Source organism: Nodosilinea sp. LEGE 06152 (assembly GCF_015207525.1).
GTDB lineage: Bacteria > Cyanobacteriota > Cyanobacteriia > Phormidesmidales > Phormidesmidaceae > Nodosilinea.
The window spans coordinates 11,763-29,609 of the sequence record NZ_JADEWR010000038.1; the positions used below are offsets into that span (position 1 = coordinate 11,763).

Here is a 17,847-nt window from a genome sequence, read left to right on the forward strand (position 1 = left end):
TGCTGAAGCTTTACTTAAAGTATTACAAAGTCTGTTTGTGTGGCTAGATAACCTATAATAACCAACAGTTGTTAGTTTAGAGGAGTTAATCATATGCCTTTTGAGCCAATAACTTTTTCAAGTCTAGCTCCGCGTAGTGTTTTTAGTTACTTAACGAAGAAAAAACGTGAAAGTCGACTGCGCAAAAAAATAGCAGATTTTTTTTCATCTTCAGATGAACTACATGCAAAGAATTCAGAGAGACCAGATTACAAAGGCTCTTATTCTTCATCTATTAAAATAAAAAACATTAAAGACACTGATATTGGGGATGTATACTCTAACCATGATCTTGGCAATTATTCTTCCAAAGAAGAAAAAACAATTATTATTAGGAATTACTTAAATGAGTATGCTAACTCTTTAAATGGAGAATCAGTAGAAATAGTTGATTCTGGGACTGACACAGAAGAAAAATTGGACAGCGTTACAGAAGCTTCAGTCAAGTTTTTATTAGAATCCTTATCGTCGATTAGTACAGGTATCTCGAATAAAATCACTGATTCTCTAGATTCACCTGATTGCCCTGAAGAAGAGTCTCCAAGAATTCACCTCACAATAGCAGATGAATATTACAAAGAAGAGTTACGTTACTCTATCGTTTATTCTATTGCCTTGACCTCAGCTTTCCTAATTCAATCGTTTTTCATCTCGCATCACTTTTATGGAATTCATCTTTTACTTGTAGTTCTGGCTCTCGTAATTATAAGCAGAGCTTGCCTCATAAAATATCGGATATCACAAGATTTCTTTGGATCTTCTCCACATGAAGCTCAGATGCTTATCCAATATATTCTTGACAATTGCGAAAAAATTGAACCGCCTGATGATGGTTCAATGAGTGTATTCCCTGCTCACACTGATAATGAGGAATCAGTCCCTCAAGAGGATTTAGGGTTAGGAGGAGAACTAGCATGAATAATGCTGATGATACCTCCAAAATACTTTTGTCAGTCATCGATAACTTGATACTTAAAAATCCAAAAGGAGTAGCAGCTGGCATGCTTGCAGCATGGTTTCTGTGTACCATTTCTCCAATTATTTCTCCTTTGATACACAAAGAATTTGGTCTCGATTTGTCTTCAGTTGGTCTCTGGGGATGGATGGGAATTAGTATTCCTATTTTTAATATTCCATATTTTTTTAAGAAAGATCTACCTGAAGATGCTAAGGGTTTGTTAGTGGCTATAGATATAATTAACAAAACAAATCTTTCTAAGGCAGAAAAACGTTATAGACAAAGAAAGCTGATAGAAGATTATTCTATGAATCTTTTGACAAAAGATAACGAACAGAAGCAATTAAGTTTAGAAAAAACAAAAAGCACAATCCCCGACTAGAAATATAGCAACACAACGCTCACCAGGGTGGGCGAGAGGGAGTTAGCCCTAAGTAATCTTATCCTCAGCCAAGGGCTCATACCTATCCAGCACGTCTTGGCCCTCAACCAGGGTGTATAGCTCCTTGAAGAGCGTCTGCATAACGTGGTTCAGATCCATCGGGGTCGTCTCATCCTCGATAGGATGGCCAAACATCCCGTAGGACTGGAAGATCATCGTTTGAAAGAAGAAAACAGCATCTTCCGGCCCCTCATACTCAATCGGTGTAGATTGATCCGGGTCTGTCGCTGCCATCGTTATAACAACGTCATATTCTGGAATCTCGTATCTTATCAAGGCCTTACTACCCTTCAGTACCGGGCAGGGGAAAGACTGAAATTTCAAGGCTCTAAATTTTCGTCCCTTTTATCAAGAGATTGAAGTAGCTTGGCAATAGCCCTTCCTCTGACTTGGGCAGATTTCACTTGAGCATGTCCCCATTTGGTTATTTTTCGCCCTACAAAACTAGAAAGGGATTCAAGATATTCTTTTTCTAAACCTCTTTTCTTAATTTCTTCTTCAGCTTCTTTTACATCCTTTTGCTCGTTTACAAAATCCAAATCCGTACTCAGATTTAGAAAAGTCGAGATAATATTATTATAATAAGCGTCTTCTTCCATCATCATTAAAACTCCTAATTATCAAAATCATTCTTACATTAAATCTTATTCAAATTTTATAGCTTTTGGAAAATTTTAAGGTGCTAATCGCTCTCTCCTTCAGCTACCAGCGTGAGCATATACCTCTTGGCTTCTTGAGGCATTGCACCCAGTAGCTTTTGCAGGTCTTCTACCCTGATATTCTGGCCTTTTTTGAACTGGCTTATCCGTTGCATAGATAAGCCGGTTTCTTGCGCTAAATCGACTGCTTTGATATCGAAGCGGTGCAAGGTTTCGTTAAATGCGTCGTAGAAATCCATCGGTTAGGAGACTGGTCTACGCCTAGAGTATAGCGACTGTTACACACCTCTCTTCCAGTTTGGGGGGAGGGCACCACCCTCTATTCAAAGCGCAAAAGGGCAAGAAGGGTAAAGGACAACGGTTAACCTGTAGGAGGCTAAAGAGTCCTGGGGGCCGAACAGACAACCCGAAAACCGAGGCTGTCGTTGCCGAGGCCGGGCATGAAGGTGAAACGGTACGCGGAGCGGCAGATCCTCGGACTGAAGTCCCAAGAGCCGCCGCGTCTGACTCGATACCCGGAATTACCGCCTTCTATCCAAGCACTGCCATCGGTAGGGGCTCCTTCATAGTTGTCATGCCAGTGGTCTTGGCACCACTCCCAGACATTGCCGTGCATGTCATAAAGGCCAAACGCATTTGGAGGAAAACGTCCAACCTCGGTAGTCTTGCCATAGTGCTCTTTGTGATTCACCTGGTCTGTTGAGATGGTGTCGCCGAAGTAGTAAGGGCTAGTCGTTCCAGCTCGGCAGGCATACTCCCATTCCGCCTCACTGGGAAGGCGGTAGTCACACCGGGTGTGTTTCGATAACCGAGCACAGAATTCAACCGCCTCAAACCAGGTCACCCGCTCAACGGGGAGGTTATCACCTTTGAACCTAGAAGGATGGGGCTTTAGGTCACGCTCCACATCATCAAGCAATGACACAGCAAGCCATTGCGCCTGGGTAACCGGGTACTTGCCCATGTAGAACGCAGGCACGTGAACTTTGTGCTGGGGGCCTTCGTCGCCGCATCGACCCTCCTTAGTCTCAGGAGAGCCCATCCAAAAACGGCCCTCAGGGATATAAACCATGTCGAGGGATTTGCCACCCCCTAAGTGTTCTTGGAATGAGGGTTTCGTCTTCTTTTCCGGCTGAACCTTAGAGGCTGGTGAAGTGGACTGAGTCGGTAACGACACGTCAGTTAACTGGAAAGCTCCCGGTGCTACCCCCTCTAAAACAGCTAGAAACTCGCTCAACCCACAGCCGCCTGGGCTCTCCACCCATTGCAGTAAAGCAGGTGAGCGGTTCCCCTGAGCACTGAAGTTTGACGGGATGAGATAGGGAGGCGCTTTGATCGCAAAGACTAAGGCTTCAAAATCAGGCTGCATCAACGCATTCACCAGCTTGATCAACGCCAGCCGCCCCGAAGGGGATAAGGAATCAGACATCCGCTAAAATTTAGCTACTACTACATCAGTACGGAAAGCGGCTCTAACTTGGCGGTTGGGAGTCGCTTTCTGCTTATAGCTATTAAACTCGCCCAATCGGCTTGGTTCCATCCCATAGGGATATGAGCTGGAAAGAACCCCCGGCGCTGAGCCAGGGGGGAGGTGAAATTCCATTGGCTCTATTGTGGCAGAGAGCGAGCGCGCTACAGCCCTAAGTAAACGGCTCTCTCTTTCTTGCCTTGGTACTAACCAAATTTTTTGCAGTTGGAGATAGGGTACCCTTTGGAAGCTTCCAACACTGGTGTACCCCTCGGGGGTCTAGGGTCTTCACGAGCTGAATTATGCCGTGGGAACTTTCCCTCCGAAGTTATGCCCATGGAGGCTAAAGATGAAATCCCCGGCTTTGATATTTACTGGTGCTCTATCGTTGATGGTTACTGGACTGCTAGCGTTCTGCATCTATAAAGAGGTCCCATTCTCTTTCCTGGTAGAAGGTTCTATGCAAGAGGGTAGTGGTCGAATCAGAATCGACACCGGGGATACTGAACGTGATGGGATCCAGTAGAGCATTAACTCAGCGCTGCTGGTCGGCGGGTACGTTCATGGCAGGGCCACCTAGCACCTAACGCGATTCTGTCAGGGCTGCGGTGCGGGCGGCGATCAACTGCTCTAGGCTTGGGGTATGGGCATCCAGCTAGGCGACTATGTAGGCCTTAGATAGGGGTGGCTTAATGTCGGGGTCGTCGTTTAGACTCTGTTGGAGAGGCCTGAAATACCCCAGAATTAAGGGCAATAGGCTCAGTGATGCTTCACAAGGACAATATTAATTGCAAATATAGAAGAGGGGAATTAGCATAGCCTCTAGTGATTTAGGCTAGCGATAGTTTAAGTCATGAACAAGCCATCAGAAGGCCGGTAGCTTGTTGTATAAACTGAGGCTAAAGGTCGCTCATCAAGTAATCCCTAACGGCAGCAATGACCATTAATATGGCCCTGGCTGTAAACGTCCCCAAAAAGGATGCAAGGAACCTGATAAGCAAACGACGTTGTAGCCTTGACAGACAAAGCATACTGACTCCTTGTGAGTTAGAGCTAAATTCACAAAGGCCGCTTTCAACTTTCGCTAAAGTTTCCTAGGCTTGGCACGAAAGATTGAGAGCGGTTTTGTTGTACATGAATTCAAATTGTCTTAACCCTCCATCTATGGTTCTTAAGACTTATAGCTCAAAACTCAAAAACTGACTTAGAGCTTCAGACGCTGTAGAAACCGCAAGGTCCACTTATAATCGCGTCTCCCAGTAGATCTGATATGACTGTCTTACTGCCCCAAGTAAACAGCCCGCTCTTTTTCGCGGCGCTTAACAAGACCCGGTAGCACCTTGCCACCGGCCTTTGTCCAGTTCAACAGGGCAGCAGCAGCGGCGGCGTGATTGCCTGCCTGAGCGTGGCGGTAGGTGTCACTGCCTACAAACTGGTGAGGGCCAACGTTGTAGCAGAAGCTGGCCAGAGCAGCAGCCTGGTGCTCAGCGAGGCCTAAGGGTGCGATCGCGGGGAGACAATTCCTTTCCAGGTAAGCCAACAGCTCACGCTCTGCGCTGGCCTGGTCAATGGTGCCGTTTGCTCCAGGGGCACGGGTGCCAAAGCCCCAGCTCCATTGCTGGTAGTCCCAGTAGGGCTTGGGGTGGAAGCCTTCAAAGCTCTTAATCAGCTCAACCATGCCGGGTGCATCAATGCCGGGATTAGCTTGGGCGATCGCAGCGTCAGGGTTGAGCGTCAGTCTCAGCACATCAGCGTAAGGCCTGACCCATTCACCGCTGGCCATGTCCTTTACTCGGTAGTCGAGGTGAGCCCCGGTACTCCGGCCAGTGTTACCCGTGGTAGCGAATTGCTCACCGCTGCTGTAGGTGCCTGGGGTGCAGCTGGCCAGGTGTAGCCATAGGTGCCGTTCATTGCCCACGGTGTAGGCAGCACCGATACCCCCGCCCCCGCTTTGAGCCTCAGTGAGACATTGCACCTCCACAGGCAGCACGGTGTAGAGAGGGGTGCCGACCGGAGTAGAAACGTCGTAGCCTTCGTGCCAATCCTTTGCCCCAAAGACATGCCGCCAGCCCACGGTAGAGCTGATGGTGTAGGGGGTGCCTTCTAGCGGTGCTCCCTTGCGTAGCAGCTCACCAGGGCGACTAAAAGCTACTACTTGCTTACTCTCTGGTTGGCCAGCAGGGGCGCTACCATCAGCGGCGGGTTGCTCCAGTCCCGGCAACATGGCTTTGAGCCAGTCTGGAGCGTTACGCACAGCAGACACGTAAACCTGACTTGCCAGGATGATCGACAGCAGGGTTAGCCAGGTTATGGCATCGAACTTTAGATCATTCCAGGCAGCGGTAGCGCTTACTTTACGCTCAGTGTCGGCTTGGGTTTTTCGGAGGGCGGTAACGTCGGCTCCGAGTTGGGTAAAGCCTGCGTCGGTGACGGCCCGGAGTTCTCTGACTTCTCGGTAGAGCTGTTCGACTGCTCTAAGTGCTGCTGAGTTGTCTTTAGTTTGGTTTCCCATAATTCAACCCGCTCAGGTTTCCATATCCACAGCAGCACTAGAGAGAAAGTGAGCCAGCCACCAATTCTTAAGAGGTTGGCGATCGCAGTCATTATTCAGGAGTCTCCCAGTTGGTATCGGATCGGCTTGCGTCTCCAAAATTCCAGTCTCTTTGAGTAACCGCTTCTAAGACAGTCTCGGCAATATCTAGGCTGACTCCGTTTAGGTCAACGTTATCTCTAGAGAGACTTTTAACCAGGGCGGGGATAGCAATCATCACGATTACCAAACCGCCGATAATTTGACCGAAAAAACCGTTTTGGGTGCCGTACATGGTGGGAGTATCCTTTACGTTTAGGGGTAGGGTTGCCCTGCTCAGAGGGCCTGCTCACTGCTCAGGATTCTGCTTTCTGCTCACGAGCAGGCAAACCCAGAGCAGCGGTATAGCGTTGCTCTAGCCGTCTTGCTCGGCTTGCTCACTCTCTGGAGGGTGGGCTGATCTGGCTTCCTTGATGGAATCCAAAACTTTTTTGAAAGCGCGATACTCAGGGTTTTTGTCGGTGCGCTGGCCTGATGGCTTGCCTAACCATTCCCAAGCTTTGTTGTAGGAAAGGGGCGCATCCTCGGGGTAGGTCGCCAACAGCTCAGAAAACTGCTGAATCAGTAGCTCATCTTGGGGCAACAGCTGCATCAAACTGGTGTCGATGTAGGGCACCCCAACTACTGACCAGGCGCTATCCACATAGGCGATCGCGCTAAAGGTTTCGCCTACCTGTCGGGGCATCCCTTTGAGCTTGGCTTGAGCATCAGCAAAGCCTTGGGGGAGGTTGGTAACGTCGGTAGACTTGGCCTGGTTTACCCACTTCCACAGGGCTAAGACATTCCAGCGACTGAGCTTAGCTTGGTCGATACCAAGACTCTTAACGCTGGCATCATGGCAAGCCAGAAAGGCAAAGACATTCTGCTTTTTACCCCTGATAACGATGTCATTCAGGGCCTTGGCCAAGGGCTCACGGTGGTCTTTGTCTACCTCGGAGAGGAACGATACCCACTCATCAATCAGCAGCAGCTGGGCTTCAAACTTGGGGGCAGGCTCACCAGCGGCGATCGCTTTTTTAGTGGCAGCGCTACGGCGTTGCACTTCCTCACCGGCATCAATGATGCTGGCCAGGATGTCATGGTGCTCAATCATCACCACATTGCTCACCGGTAGGCCCATCCAGGTGTTAGGCGGGGCATCACCGTGGCTAGAGCCATAATCGAGGTCGCCAATCTGTAGCTTCCCCTGGGGGTTGACTTGCAGGAATGCAGCGGCCAGGTAGTTGAGTAGCTGTGTCTTCCCGTCTCCTGTGTCCCCTAGGATCAGACCCGATTTGGCTTTGGCGAATAGCTCCATGCCGTTAGTCTTGAGGGCCTGGGTTTGCTCCATACGCTTTGCAATCTCAGCGGCCAGGGGCAGCTGGGAGAACACAGCGGTCTGGATCTGTGTCCGTTGACGGCCCAAGGCATTGCCTACGGGTGCCAGTTCGGCCCCTGCTGATTCCCCGGCCAGGTTGAGCGCACCCTTGAAGGTGTTAAAGATCTCCCCGTAGGTGAGCTTTTGGCGTATGCGGTGGGCATCGGCGGCGACACACAGCCCGGCTCCGGCCAGCACCCGGAAGGGCGTAGGGTTAATGGCGACCAACCCGGCCCCAATGGTGCCGACTACAGCCACCGTCAGGCTGTGCAGCTGGCGTTCTAGATCATTCTGCTGCTGAGACATCTTTGAAGCCCTCCACAGTGGGGTTAGCGATCGCGCCTGTAGTGGGTGCAGGTTCACCATCGGCCAGGGTCTGCATGGCCCGGTTGATGGCCAGTCGCTGAATCAGTTGCTCTGGTGTTGCTTTCCAGTCTTGGCCAAGGTCATAGAGCAGGTTGTTGAGGTCGGCGGCGGTTTTGCCTTGCTCCAGGTGTGCAGCTGCACGGTTTCTAACGGTCTGCTCCAGGTTCACTAGGTCGGTGTCAATCTGGTATTGCAGGTAGGTGTAGGCCTGCTCTGGCTCATCCTGAGAGGCTTGCTCTGCCGTTGCTCCAGGCTGCTCAGGGGCCTGCTCACTGCGTAGTGCTGCTGACTGCACAGAGCGGCTAGGCCCAGTAGGTCGAGGGGCTTTGCTGATGGCGGTAGAGAAGCTGCTGACGGCGATCGCAGTCCCTAGTAGGCCAAACAGGCCAGGCCGTAGCTTGAGTAATGCGTTCATTTCTGTTGCTCCGTAGCGTTCAAAACTTCGATCCATAGGGCCTGCTCAGAATCCGAGAGCAACGGCTGAGCAAGCTTTTCAGAGGCCAGGCGGTGGAGGGCATCTCGATCGTTGGGGGTGGGTGGAGGGGTCAGTTTCCAGACCAGCGTTACCGCTCCAATGGTGGTAACCATTGCCCAAGGCCCAAGGTTGGCAACCATCCCTTTCCACCGCTCTAGCTCGGTCAGCTCGGCCCGGTCGCGTAGGCCCTGACGTTGGATGTAGCGCTCTGCACCAGCCTCTAATCCCAGGTAGATGCCCAGCACTACAGCGGCCAAGGTGAGCCAGTAGCGAGGGTCTGTGAATCTCTTCATTTGGCCCCCTCACGCTTGACTTGGGCCTTGATGAGTTCTGTGGGTAGTTTGATCGTTGCGATTACCTCATATTTCTCGTTGTAGACTTTTGACACGTCGCGCAAAAAAGACATCTTCGGAAACTCCTTATGACGGTGTTATTGCGCTGCTTTTTCTGCTAGTTGAATTTTCTCTAGCCTTACCTGGGAAAGGCTCTCAGCCCCCGATATCACAGTTTTCAGATTGAGTAGCAAGAAGACAAAAAGACTGATTGAGAGGATCACTCGGGGGTTCATGGGTTGCACCTATTAGGGCAAAAGCAGCAAGGGCGATCGCAGCTACTGAGAGGCAGACTCCCCAGCAGAAGGGGCGGTGCTGGGCTTTCCCAGGCTCTGGAGCTGAGCTAGAGCGTCAGCGAGGGCTTTGGCTTCCTCGGTCTGCGCCTGGTCAATTTGGCTAGTCTGCAAGCGGTACAGACGCTGCTCTAGGGCTAGCTCCTGGGCTTTTGTCGCGACCTTGGCTTGAGCCTGCTTAGTGGCCTGCAAACGCTGCTCACGGGCGGCGATGTCATCGGTCAACGCACCTTGAATCAGGTCAGCAGCAGCCAGGAACTGCTCAGCAGCGGCTAGAGGGTCATCAATTACCAGGCTTTCGGAATCTCGGAATTGCCCTAGGTCAATGGTCATACCCTCAAAGCCAGGTACATCAAGGGAGGTGCAGTGGTTGCCAGTGTGGATTGTGATGTCAGCAGCAGCGGCTTCAGTCTCTACGGAAGTATCTAGGAAGTAGGCCTTGGCTGCTTTTACTGCATCGGGGGTTAACCCTTCGGCAGTATCAAAGCCCTCAGCTTTTAGAAACTTGTGGACGCTGCCCTTAGAAAGGCTGTAATCCTTACAGAACGCGGATAGCGAGACATTTGCCATGGTTAGTGTTCCTTTTATGAACGGGCGTGAACGGGCTGAACGGCCCATGGAAACTGGGGGTTTCGGCCCTTGAGGTGAGATTTTTGGAATGCAGTGCCCGAAACCTTAGTTTTTACGGGGTGTTCACTGGTGTTAGTACTTTTATAGCATAGTATTAGTACTTCGTGTACACTTAATCTGTACAGAACAGATTTTTTACCTATAAGGTGTGACCATGACCGAAGAAAGCGCCTATGATTTGTCCATGGCGACTGACAAAGCAAAATTAATGGTTTACATGGAGCAGGCTTACAAAGAGGGCCTGTCGAAACTTGCTGCTGCGAAAAACAGAAGCATGAGCAACTATGTCGAGACGCTAATTATTGAGGCCGTTGAAGCGGCGATCGCTAACGGCGAAATTTCAGTGGAGGGCAAGCAATGACCCAGAGCAGCGATCGCCTTGACCGCATTGAAGCGCTACTAGAGCGCTCGATCGTCCAGCACAACCAGGAAATGGCGGAACTCAGAGCTGGCTTGCGGGAAACCCGAAGCATTGCCGACTCAAACGCCCGCTCGATTCAAGCTTGGGAAACTCGCATTGAAGACGGCATTGCAGAGGCTGAGGAAGTTAGCAGCTCCATGTCGGCTAACACTAATACCCGGATGGAGCAGGCCATCGCCGACACCGTGCAGATGATCGCAGACTTGGGGCAGCAGCAGCAGGAAGCCACGCAGAGGGCTGAGCAGCATAAAGCAGAGGCTGATCAGAGGTTTGAGGTGTTCCTAGCTGAGGGCAGGGCCGATCGGGCAGAGATGCGGGCAGCTCGGGAAGCCAATGAAGCAGAGCATCGTGAGTGGCAGAAGCGCTTTGACCAGGCCATGCAGGCAAACTCTACAGAGCACCGGGCATTCACTCAGAACATCCAGACCTTGCTAGCTGAGATTGCGCGTCTCTGGCAGCGGGTAGCGGGGTGATGGCATGAGCGATCATCCAGACCGTATCAAGGAACTGGTAGGGGCCAATGCCAGGGCTATTGAAGCCTACGATGCCCGACGCAAATTAAGGAGGCAGCAGCGTAAGGAGCGGCTTGCAGCTGAGGAAACCAGGTGGCAGGAAACGAGAGCGGCTATTGCCAATACCGCCGAAATGATCGCTACCCTTGGCCAACAGCATCAGGAAACTGGGCAGAGGTTTGAGAGCTGGCTGCAAGAGTCTAGAGCTGAGAGGGCCGAGATGGAAACACAGCGGCTGGAAAGGCAAAAGCAGTTTGACCAATCAGTGCAAGCTAGAGCAGAAGAGCATCAGGCTTTTTTGCAAAATGTGGAAGTTTTGTGGGCTGAGATTGCGAGATTACGAGGGGATTAGCTGGTTAGTCATCAGCGTAAATAGAAGGATATAACACTGTTATAAACTAATACTTTAGACTCCTAGAACCCTTCTGTTAAAAGGGTTTGGGGCTAAAAAGGTAAAAATTTAATAGCAATACTGCGGCACCTTCTAATTATTTAGGAGGTCTTCTTTTACTAATTTGATCCATTTTCCAAGAAAGCGTATACACTGAAAAAATAAGCCCTAAAGAAGGGAGATCAACGCAAATGGCTAGCTCTAAAACTACCGTTACGGCTGTTCGAGTACCGAACGATTTAATGACTCAGCTTGATAGCAATATCATTCCTTTAGGTGCGAAAACTCGGAATGATGTAATTGTTAGTGCTCTCAGGGAGTATCTAGAAGCGCAACTGCAAACCCAGCAAGACCAGGTAAAGGCTTAGGGGCAAATACTAAAAGAGCCCGGTGCTGCAAACACCAGGCCCTTAGTTTGTTTTTTCTCCTAGCCCGTTTTATGTAAACCCCGCGCCAACGGGACTCACCGGAGCATTGGTAAATTATCTATGTCACATTCTAAAGCATCAGATGCCCATCGGCAAGATGGGATCCGATTTTCTGTTTTTACGGCCTCTAAGGGCAGTGCACAAAAGCGACTCATCCCCGGCCCTGACGGGAAACCAATCAAAGATCCTGAGCATAAGCTGTGCATCACAGAGGCATACAGCAAGGCCCGTACGGTAAATAGTCCCCAAGAGTTTGCTGACAGGCTGGTGAACCTTAGAGGCACCAATCAGGCGATCACCCTAGGAACCACAGGCAGCACTGCAAAACAGCAGGTAGTTTCGACTAAGCATCTGGCAGACAAACCAGGCGCGATCGCTCGAAATAAGGATTACTTCAGCTGGCCTACAGATGGCTACTTCCCTTTGTTGTTCGACCATGACCCCGAACCCGGCCAACCTTCACTAAACGCCGATCAGTTCAGGGCAGAGCTAATCGATCTATTCCCAGAACTGGCAGCAGCGGCCTGGGTACAGACCGTGAGCAGCAGCAGCGCCATCTATGACAAAGCCACGGGTGAGTGCTTGAAACCTACAAGCGGCCACCATACCTACATCTTTGTCAGGGGCGATGTTGAGAGGTTTAAGGCTATCCTCAAAACCCGGTGCTGGCTCAAGGGTAAGGCTTTCTTCAAGCTGGCCACCGCCAACAGAGCGACGGGCATATCTGCTGTGCTAGAGCGGCTTTTGATCGATATCTCTGTATTCAGCCCAGAACGGCTAGTGTACGAAGCCGGGCCGCTGTTGCCTGAGCAGTGGGAGCAACGTCTACCAGTCCCTGTAGTGATTGACGGGGATTACATAGACCTAGATACCATCACAGAGCCCACAGAATCCCAACAGGCACAGGCAGATGCCCTGCGAGAGGCAGAGCGGGAAATTGCTCAGGCCCAACAATTGGCCCAAACCCTAAAGCGGGTTATTGCGATAAATCCCGGTCTATCACCAGCCGCAGCCAAAGCAAAGGCAACAGCGGCGATCGCATCCTGCAACCGTGGTGAGCTTGCCCCTGGACACATGCTTTACCTAGCTGACAATCGCACGATCACCGCTGGGGACATTGGCCCTGAGCATGATGGGCTAACTCTACGGGATCCCCAGGAGCCCACTTACAGGAATGGGGCTTCTGATCTGGCTCAGATCTACTGGAATGACGGTAACTGGCGCATCAACTCGATGGCTCACGGTGGTTTTGTCTACCGATTGGCAATGTCCCCAGAATGTCCCCAGAATGTCCCCAACCATGGGGACATTGCCCTAAGGCCGAAAACCCTTGCTAATAAAAGGATTCGAGAAGGAGTTAAGGGCAATGTCCCCAATGTCCCCAGCTTTTCTAAAGAATTGAGTGAGCCGCTGGTAACCAATCTGGATTGGAAACGGCTGGAGAGTCTTTCTAAAAAATCAGACCTCAACCCTTTTGAGCTAATGCCTCTACAGCTACGAGTAGCGGCCACAGATGATGCAGCTAAGCTTAGTGTCCAACCCATTGCAATATTCAGCTACCTAATAACCATTTGCAGCAGCCTAATGGGTAAGGAGACCAAGATCTTTGGATCCACAAGTACCAAGTTCAATTCACTAGTCGAACCTAACTGTATTTGGATGATGTTGGTAGCGGATACCAGCTACAAAAAGTCCCCAGTCCGAAATCTGGTTATGGGGGCATTGGAGGATATGCAAAAGGATGCAGAAGACCTCTACAAGCTAGAGCTGGAAAACTATGAGGTTGCTTTAACTGCATGGAATGCAGGGGGTAAGGAAAAGGGCGAACCTCAACCACAGCCCCCTGTTCAAAGGGATTACTACCTAGAGAAAGGAACCTCTGAAGGTTTTGCGGAATCTCTCTCTAAGCAGTCAAATGGTGTTTTCTTGACTAGGGATGAGCTACCAGGGTTATTCTCTGCCATGAACCAATATAAGGCAGGGGGTAAGGGTGATGACGAAGATGTCTTACTTACATCCTTCAACGGAAAAACTGAAAAACTGACCAATAAGAATGGTTGTAGAGCTGGTTTTAACTCTCGGTTGAATATTGCAGGGGGGATTCAACCCTCTGTGATTAACCGACATTTTCAGTCTGACGACCCTAGAGGAATGCTGGGTAGATTCTGGATGGTGATACCTGACAAAATCCCTACCTGCTACACTGAGGCTCGGTTTGATCTAACAGATGTTTTGCCAGAGCTTTATCAGTTTCTGGATGATGTCACATGGGGGGATGTTGTCTTAACCCCAGAAGCCTTCTCTCATTTCAGAGACAAAATCATCAACGTCTATTCCAATGAGAAACCACCTATTAAGGCAGCTGGTGGTTTTCTAGGAAAGTTTGCAGGCAAGATCCTACGTCTAGCTCTAGTCCTTCATGGAATTGAGTGCTACTACAACCCCGATAAAAATAGGGGCTACGTCAGTCTAGACACTCTCAAGAGAGCACAACAGATTGGGTTACTACTACGCACCCATTTCTATTACCAAGCTGGTGTATTGGGCTCTGAGGATGTTGTAGGCATCATAGACAAGATTCATTCCCTAGCCGTAGATGCCGGGGAAGATGGTATCTCGCCTCGGGATGTGGTTAAAGGCTCCTTCAAACGGGCTGTGGAGTCTGAAGCCGAATCCTCATCCCCTCGGATGTCTCCCTCCGATTACGTTAAGGCCCTATTCTCAGAGCTAGCAGCTAAGGGACTAGGTGAGATTGTCCCCTCTGGCAAGTCAGTCCGATTTGTCGCAATCTCTAAAAACCTTGGGACATTGGGGACATTGGGGGGTAGCAAAAGCCTAACCCCTTGTCAGCTAAAGGATACAGACTCTGAAAGAATGTCCCCAGGCATGGGGACATTGTGGGGACATTGTGGGGACATTCCCCCAAATTCTGGGGACATTGATGAATTTGACCCAATACCCTTCGATATGGATCCAGATGAGTCCCCTTATGATTTTAAGCTCACAGAACCTACCTACCATCCCAAACGAGTAGACCAGCGCTCAGTTGCTCAACCCAAAACAGAACCCACAGTGAAAGCGACCATTAAAGGTGGTGGCAAGAAATGACTATCTCCACCATGCCCGATGGCTATTGGCTAGTTCCAGGGCCGCTCACTGTGGCTGTCAATGGCAGCGGCAATATCAGAGTCCCTGCCAACACTTTAAGCACCCGTAGCCATGTCACAGACTACTGTGGAGAGCCCTACATCAGCATTGGCTTAGCCCGAGGAATAGATCCATCTCAAGCGGTGCTATGGGACGCATATCAGCAAGCTGGGGAAACTGCGTATTCCCTGCTGTCTAGAGTCGGTTTCGATCCCGATTTGCTGGATCAAAACGTAGAATAACATCAGTGGATCTCGAAATATTCCTAGCGGTGCAGATAACTCCTTAGTTGTCTGCACTATTTGTATGGTCGCAAAATCTCACGTTCACCAATATCAATGTCAGTATTATTTGCTATTATTATGGTATATTTCTCTTTCCCTTCATACGGATAAAGTCTTTAGTCTCCTGTAAGCACAACGAATTGGCTTAAATTTTAGGTTGTGTGACGGGTACCTAGTTATCCTTCTGTTTATGCACGAGGAGAAATCATAAAAGGTATTTGTCCAGTATAACTGCACAATATAACAGTTAAATTACTGAACCGTTTGAGGTAAAATATAGTGTTTTTTACTGCTTTTCATGCTCCTGTTAATTATAAAATTCGCTATATCTGGAAAGGTTGTCTATATAGTTGATCGCATCATTAAGGCTCTCTATTTTAGATTGGTTCTCATCAACATAAAGTCTATCCCAGCCATCTGGTGTACCGTCAAAACCCCACCCTTCATACTCAAATTCTTCTTGGTAGTTTGATTCATCAGACTCCTCTCCCTCTTCTCTAATCTTGTACTTCTGTTCAGATAGATGTAAATCATACTGTTCCTGTAAATCGTTCAGCGCATTCTTGTATGCAGGGAATACTAAAAGACAAGCTTCAATCTCATTAAAATCTCCATAGTCAATAGAAAGGGGATTGTAAATTACAGAGGCATAACCATATTTTCCTCTTATTTCTTGGATAATTTGTTCTACTTTTTTTTGATTTGGTAAATGAAAAGCGACTATATGAGGCTTTTCTGAGTTGAAAGAGTGAGCAAGTATAGTAGCACCACAATCTTTAAGCCATGAAGCAGTCAAATCTAATTGTTCTTTCCGGCGAGATTGAGGAAGATGCAAGTTATATAGTCTTGGCACTCTTAGATAGATGTCGCTATATTTTACTTCCAAGATTGGGCTTATTATTTCAATGGACACTTTATTACTCCTATTTCTCAATAAAATTGGAATTTAGTAAGAATACTGAGGACAAGTTATTAACACTCAATGACATTTGAGCTTCTAGAATAAGCACGTGAAATGTTTAGGGTTAATCTTTTAATATTATTTATATTCAAATCTTTCACATCTATAAATATGATTTCAACCAATAGTGAGTGTAGTCTTTTGGAGGAGACTGCTGTATCGTAATAGATGAAATAATCACTTTCGAGTTTTTCTTTAAGCCTTGGGGCAAGTCGTCCTTTTTTAGAGTTATATTACTGATGACTTTACTGTGAACAGGCATGAGTGTAACTCATGGGGTGAAGTGTTTAACTGCTCTCAGTATTCCCATTTTTTTGAATTATTAAAGGCTTTCTATGATTTGACCATACCCATGAGCAGGTTGCTCTAAGTGAGCAGTTGAGCCACCACAACCACAGCAGGGGCGTAATAGATACTGCAACCGTAGCCAGGATCACTGGGAGAGCCGCAACGTAAGTAAGGATTAATCAGTCATCAAGTGGAGCGAAGCCGCCTATGTGCCCTGTGCTTGGCCTGAAGGGTAGACAGGCTAAGCTAAGTACAATCAATAACTATGCTCTACCAGATCATGCTCAGCGAAAAACAACAGGTGTGGCTCAGAAGACACCTTAAATCTGGAATCATCGTTGGTGTTATCCTTGCTGGCGGATTGTTAGTAGTAGGAATCAGGGCTGATAACTGGGCTGAGTGGACGGGGCTCGGTAAAGGAGAGACCACATCTATTAGTACCGTCCTTAAACGAGATGCAGACGGGAGACCTGTCGAGACAGAGACAAAAACTACACAACCAGGGAAAACGCTTTGGGACTGGCTGGGCTTGTTGGGTGTCCCGTTGACGTTAGCGATTCTGGGGTACGTCTTTCAGCAACAGGAAAGGTACCGCGCTGAGACACTTAAAGAACAGGACCAGTACCGCGCTGAAATTCTAGCGAGAGATCAACGAGAAATCGCCGCAAACGAGGCTAAAGAAGAAATTTTGCAAGCCTATTTTGATCGTTTATCCTCCTTACTAATTGACAAAAATATAATAAGTCTTGCCACTAACTCACAGTACTTGGTGGGTCAAAAAGAACTGCTAGAAGCATCCATTAACGTCATCCGGGCAAGAACATTATCTATTTTAAGAAGATTTGAGGGCGATCCAGAAAAGATAAACAGTGTCATTCGTTTTTTAAGAGAATCCGAAGTTTTCAGCAAGGCCAACCTCAAACTTGATGAGGCTGACCTCATCGGGGTCAACCTCAAAGATGCAGACCTTAGAGAGATTCCCCTGAGTAAGGCCGACCTCAAAAAAGCCAATTTAGCAAGAGCCGACCTCGAAGGAGCTAACCTTGAAGGAGCCAACCTAACAAGAGCCAATCTAGCAGGAGCTAGCCTTGAAGGAGCAAACATCAAAGAGGCCTACCTCATGGAAGCCAACTTCGCTAGAGCAAACCTCGCTAGAGCAAACCTCGCAGAATCCGGTCTCGCAGGAGCTGACCTGAGAGAAGCTTTCCTCTTGCAAGCTAAACTAACAAGAGCTAACCTCCGAAGAGCCAATCTAACCCAAGCCATCTGCTTCAAGGTCAACCTAGCAAGCGCTAACCTCGAAGAAGCTAACCTAAGAGCTAGCTTTCAAGAAGCTAACCTTGAAGGCGCTAATCTCCAAAGAGCCAATCTAGCAGGAGCCCTTCTTGAAGGCGCTAATCTCCAAAGAGCCAACCTTCAAGGAGCCAGCCTTCAAGGAGCTGACTTCAAAAACATCAAGTGGGACGATGCTACGAGCTGGCCAAACACAGATGAAGTCGCTAAAGCCAAGAATATTCCTGAAGACCTAAAGCAGCAGCAAGGAATCACAGACACTCCCTTACCCTAATCCCGGGGCGGCCATCTACCCGCACCATAGCTTCGCTCTAATGGCTTTGCTCTGCCACAATCATCGCAAAATGCGACATGCTAATTTTTTTTAATGCTGTCAGCACGTTTTTCACGCGCTTTAACCCACAGCCTACTGAGCTTTCGACCCATTCAAGCAAGGCATAAGCTCTATCAGCTACTGGAGCCATACAACCCGGTAACTGTCCTGCTGGGGGATTTAGAGCAAAAGCAAGCTGA

General features: G+C 48.8%; 17 protein-coding genes and 1 pseudogene. 6 read left to right on the forward strand and 12 right to left on the reverse strand.

Annotated elements, in window-relative coordinates; genetic code table 11:
• The first annotated feature begins 93 nt into the window (after positions 1 to 93).
• Positions 94 to 957 (forward strand): hypothetical protein, encoded by an 864-nt coding sequence (locus IQ265_RS28155; RefSeq protein WP_194059795.1) that lies wholly within the window; start codon positions 94 to 96, stop codon positions 955 to 957.
• On the forward strand, positions 954 to 1,379 hold the full coding sequence (locus tag IQ265_RS28160) for a hypothetical protein (protein ID WP_194059797.1): 426 nt from the start codon (positions 954 to 956) through the stop codon (positions 1,377 to 1,379). Before IQ265_RS28155 ends, IQ265_RS28160 begins: the two co-directional genes overlap by 4 nt.
• 48 nt (positions 1,380 to 1,427) lie before the next feature.
• Here IQ265_RS28160 and IQ265_RS28165 read toward each other — a convergent pair whose 3' ends face one another.
• The 10 genes from IQ265_RS28165 to IQ265_RS28210 all read right to left on the reverse strand — a co-directional run bounded on the left by IQ265_RS28165 (position 1,428) and on the right by IQ265_RS28210 (position 9,549).
• Positions 1,428 to 1,763 (reverse strand): hypothetical protein, encoded by a 336-nt coding sequence (locus tag IQ265_RS28165; protein ID WP_194059799.1) that lies wholly within the window; start codon positions 1,761 to 1,763, stop codon positions 1,428 to 1,430.
• Positions 1,760 to 2,038 (reverse strand): hypothetical protein, encoded by a 279-nt coding sequence (locus IQ265_RS28170; RefSeq protein WP_194059801.1) that lies wholly within the window; start codon positions 2,036 to 2,038, stop codon positions 1,760 to 1,762. Before IQ265_RS28170 ends, IQ265_RS28165 begins: the two co-directional genes overlap by 4 nt.
• Before the next feature lie 83 nt (positions 2,039 to 2,121).
• The gene (locus IQ265_RS28175) at positions 2,122 to 2,337 is read right to left on the reverse strand and encodes a helix-turn-helix domain-containing protein (RefSeq protein ID WP_194059803.1); all 216 of its coding nucleotides are present in this window, start codon (positions 2,335 to 2,337) and stop codon (positions 2,122 to 2,124) included.
• Positions 2,338 to 2,474: 137 nt separating this feature from the next.
• On the reverse strand, positions 2,475 to 3,527 hold the full coding sequence (locus IQ265_RS28180) for a formylglycine-generating enzyme family protein (RefSeq protein ID WP_194059805.1): 1,053 nt from the start codon (positions 3,525 to 3,527) through the stop codon (positions 2,475 to 2,477).
• Positions 3,528 to 4,845: 1,318 nt separating this feature from the next.
• Complete coding sequence (locus IQ265_RS28185) at positions 4,846 to 6,078, reverse strand: glycoside hydrolase family protein (protein WP_194059807.1); 1,233 nt, start codon at positions 6,076 to 6,078, stop codon at positions 4,846 to 4,848.
• A gap of 91 nt (positions 6,079 to 6,169) precedes the next feature.
• Positions 6,170 to 6,391: a hypothetical protein gene (locus IQ265_RS28190; RefSeq protein WP_194059809.1), complete on the reverse strand. Its 222-nt coding sequence runs from the start codon at positions 6,389 to 6,391 to the stop codon at positions 6,170 to 6,172.
• Between the two features lie 120 nt (positions 6,392 to 6,511).
• Positions 6,512 to 7,819 (reverse strand): hypothetical protein, encoded by a 1,308-nt coding sequence (locus IQ265_RS28195; RefSeq protein ID WP_194059811.1) that lies wholly within the window; start codon positions 7,817 to 7,819, stop codon positions 6,512 to 6,514.
• Complete coding sequence (locus IQ265_RS28200) at positions 7,800 to 8,330, reverse strand: hypothetical protein (RefSeq protein WP_194059813.1); 531 nt, start codon at positions 8,328 to 8,330, stop codon at positions 7,800 to 7,802. Before IQ265_RS28200 ends, IQ265_RS28195 begins: the two co-directional genes overlap by 20 nt.
• Positions 8,291 to 8,647, reverse strand: a complete 357-nt coding sequence (locus tag IQ265_RS28205) for a hypothetical protein (protein WP_194059816.1) — start codon at positions 8,645 to 8,647, stop codon at positions 8,291 to 8,293. The genes IQ265_RS28200 and IQ265_RS28205 overlap by 40 nt, the downstream gene beginning before the upstream one ends.
• Positions 8,648 to 8,964: 317 nt before the next feature.
• Positions 8,965 to 9,549 carry a hypothetical protein gene (locus IQ265_RS28210; RefSeq protein ID WP_194059818.1) on the reverse strand — a complete coding sequence of 195 codons (585 nt, stop codon included), beginning with the start codon at positions 9,547 to 9,549 and terminating at the stop codon, positions 8,965 to 8,967.
• Between the two features lie 214 nt (positions 9,550 to 9,763).
• On the opposite strand from IQ265_RS28210, the gene IQ265_RS28215 reads away from it, so the two are divergent.
• From IQ265_RS28215 to IQ265_RS28225, 3 genes are all read left to right on the forward strand, one after another.
• Positions 9,764 to 9,970, forward strand: coding sequence for a hypothetical protein (locus IQ265_RS28215; protein WP_194059820.1), 207 nt, complete (start codon positions 9,764 to 9,766; stop codon positions 9,968 to 9,970).
• Entirely contained in the window at positions 9,967 to 10,503 is a 537-nt protein-coding gene (locus IQ265_RS28220) for a hypothetical protein (RefSeq protein ID WP_194059822.1), read from the forward strand. Before IQ265_RS28215 ends, IQ265_RS28220 begins: the two co-directional genes overlap by 4 nt.
• 918 nt (positions 10,504 to 11,421) lie before the next feature.
• A complete protein-coding gene (locus IQ265_RS28225) occupies positions 11,422 to 14,469 on the forward strand; it encodes a DUF3987 domain-containing protein (protein WP_194059831.1) in 3,048 nt (1,015 codons plus the stop codon).
• Positions 14,470 to 15,099: 630 nt separating this feature from the next.
• On the opposite strand, the gene IQ265_RS28230 is transcribed toward IQ265_RS28225, so the two are convergent.
• Positions 15,100 to 15,705, reverse strand: a complete 606-nt coding sequence (locus IQ265_RS28230; protein WP_194059833.1) for a hypothetical protein — start codon at positions 15,703 to 15,705, stop codon at positions 15,100 to 15,102.
• Positions 15,706 to 16,306: 601 nt separating this feature from the next.
• Here IQ265_RS28230 and IQ265_RS28235 point away from each other — a divergent pair.
• Positions 16,307 to 17,608 carry a pentapeptide repeat-containing protein gene (locus tag IQ265_RS28235; protein ID WP_194059835.1) on the forward strand — a complete coding sequence of 434 codons (1,302 nt, stop codon included), beginning with the start codon at positions 16,307 to 16,309 and terminating at the stop codon, positions 17,606 to 17,608.
• 37 nt (positions 17,609 to 17,645) lie between these two features.
• On the opposite strand, the pseudogene IQ265_RS28240 reads toward IQ265_RS28235, so the two are convergent.
• Positions 17,646 to 17,847, reverse strand: a pseudogene (locus IQ265_RS28240) (hypothetical protein); the annotation flags it as partial.

What these genes read in the sequence shown, in the direction of transcription:
- IQ265_RS28155 (WP_194059795.1), top strand. Translation starts at nt 94, where the DNA reads ATGCCTTTTGAGCCAATAACTTTTTCAAGTCTAGCTCCGCGTAGTGTT.
- IQ265_RS28160 (WP_194059797.1), top strand. Translation starts at nt 954, where the DNA reads ATGAATAATGCTGATGATACCTCCAAAATACTTTTGTCAGTCATCGAT.
- IQ265_RS28170 (WP_194059801.1), bottom strand. Translation starts at nt 2,038, where the DNA reads ATGGAAGAAGACGCTTATTATAATAATATTATCTCGACTTTTCTAAAT.
- IQ265_RS28175 (WP_194059803.1), bottom strand. Translation starts at nt 2,337, where the DNA reads ATGGATTTCTACGACGCATTTAACGAAACCTTGCACCGCTTCGATATC.
- IQ265_RS28180 (WP_194059805.1), bottom strand. Translation starts at nt 3,527, where the DNA reads ATGTCTGATTCCTTATCCCCTTCGGGGCGGCTGGCGTTGATCAAGCTG.
- IQ265_RS28185 (WP_194059807.1), bottom strand. Translation starts at nt 6,078, where the DNA reads ATGGGAAACCAAACTAAAGACAACTCAGCAGCACTTAGAGCAGTCGAA.
- IQ265_RS28190 (WP_194059809.1), bottom strand. Translation starts at nt 6,391, where the DNA reads ATGTACGGCACCCAAAACGGTTTTTTCGGTCAAATTATCGGCGGTTTG.
- IQ265_RS28195 (WP_194059811.1), bottom strand. Translation starts at nt 7,819, where the DNA reads ATGTCTCAGCAGCAGAATGATCTAGAACGCCAGCTGCACAGCCTGACG.
- IQ265_RS28200 (WP_194059813.1), bottom strand. Translation starts at nt 8,330, where the DNA reads ATGGATCGAAGTTTTGAACGCTACGGAGCAACAGAAATGAACGCATTA.
- IQ265_RS28205 (WP_194059816.1), bottom strand. Translation starts at nt 8,647, where the DNA reads ATGAAGAGATTCACAGACCCTCGCTACTGGCTCACCTTGGCCGCTGTA.
- IQ265_RS28210 (WP_194059818.1), bottom strand. Translation starts at nt 9,549, where the DNA reads ATGGCAAATGTCTCGCTATCCGCGTTCTGTAAGGATTACAGCCTTTCT.
- IQ265_RS28215 (WP_194059820.1), top strand. Translation starts at nt 9,764, where the DNA reads ATGACCGAAGAAAGCGCCTATGATTTGTCCATGGCGACTGACAAAGCA.
- IQ265_RS28220 (WP_194059822.1), top strand. Translation starts at nt 9,967, where the DNA reads ATGACCCAGAGCAGCGATCGCCTTGACCGCATTGAAGCGCTACTAGAG.
- IQ265_RS28225 (WP_194059831.1), top strand. Translation starts at nt 11,422, where the DNA reads ATGTCACATTCTAAAGCATCAGATGCCCATCGGCAAGATGGGATCCGA.
- IQ265_RS28235 (WP_194059835.1), top strand. Translation starts at nt 16,307, where the DNA reads ATGCTCTACCAGATCATGCTCAGCGAAAAACAACAGGTGTGGCTCAGA.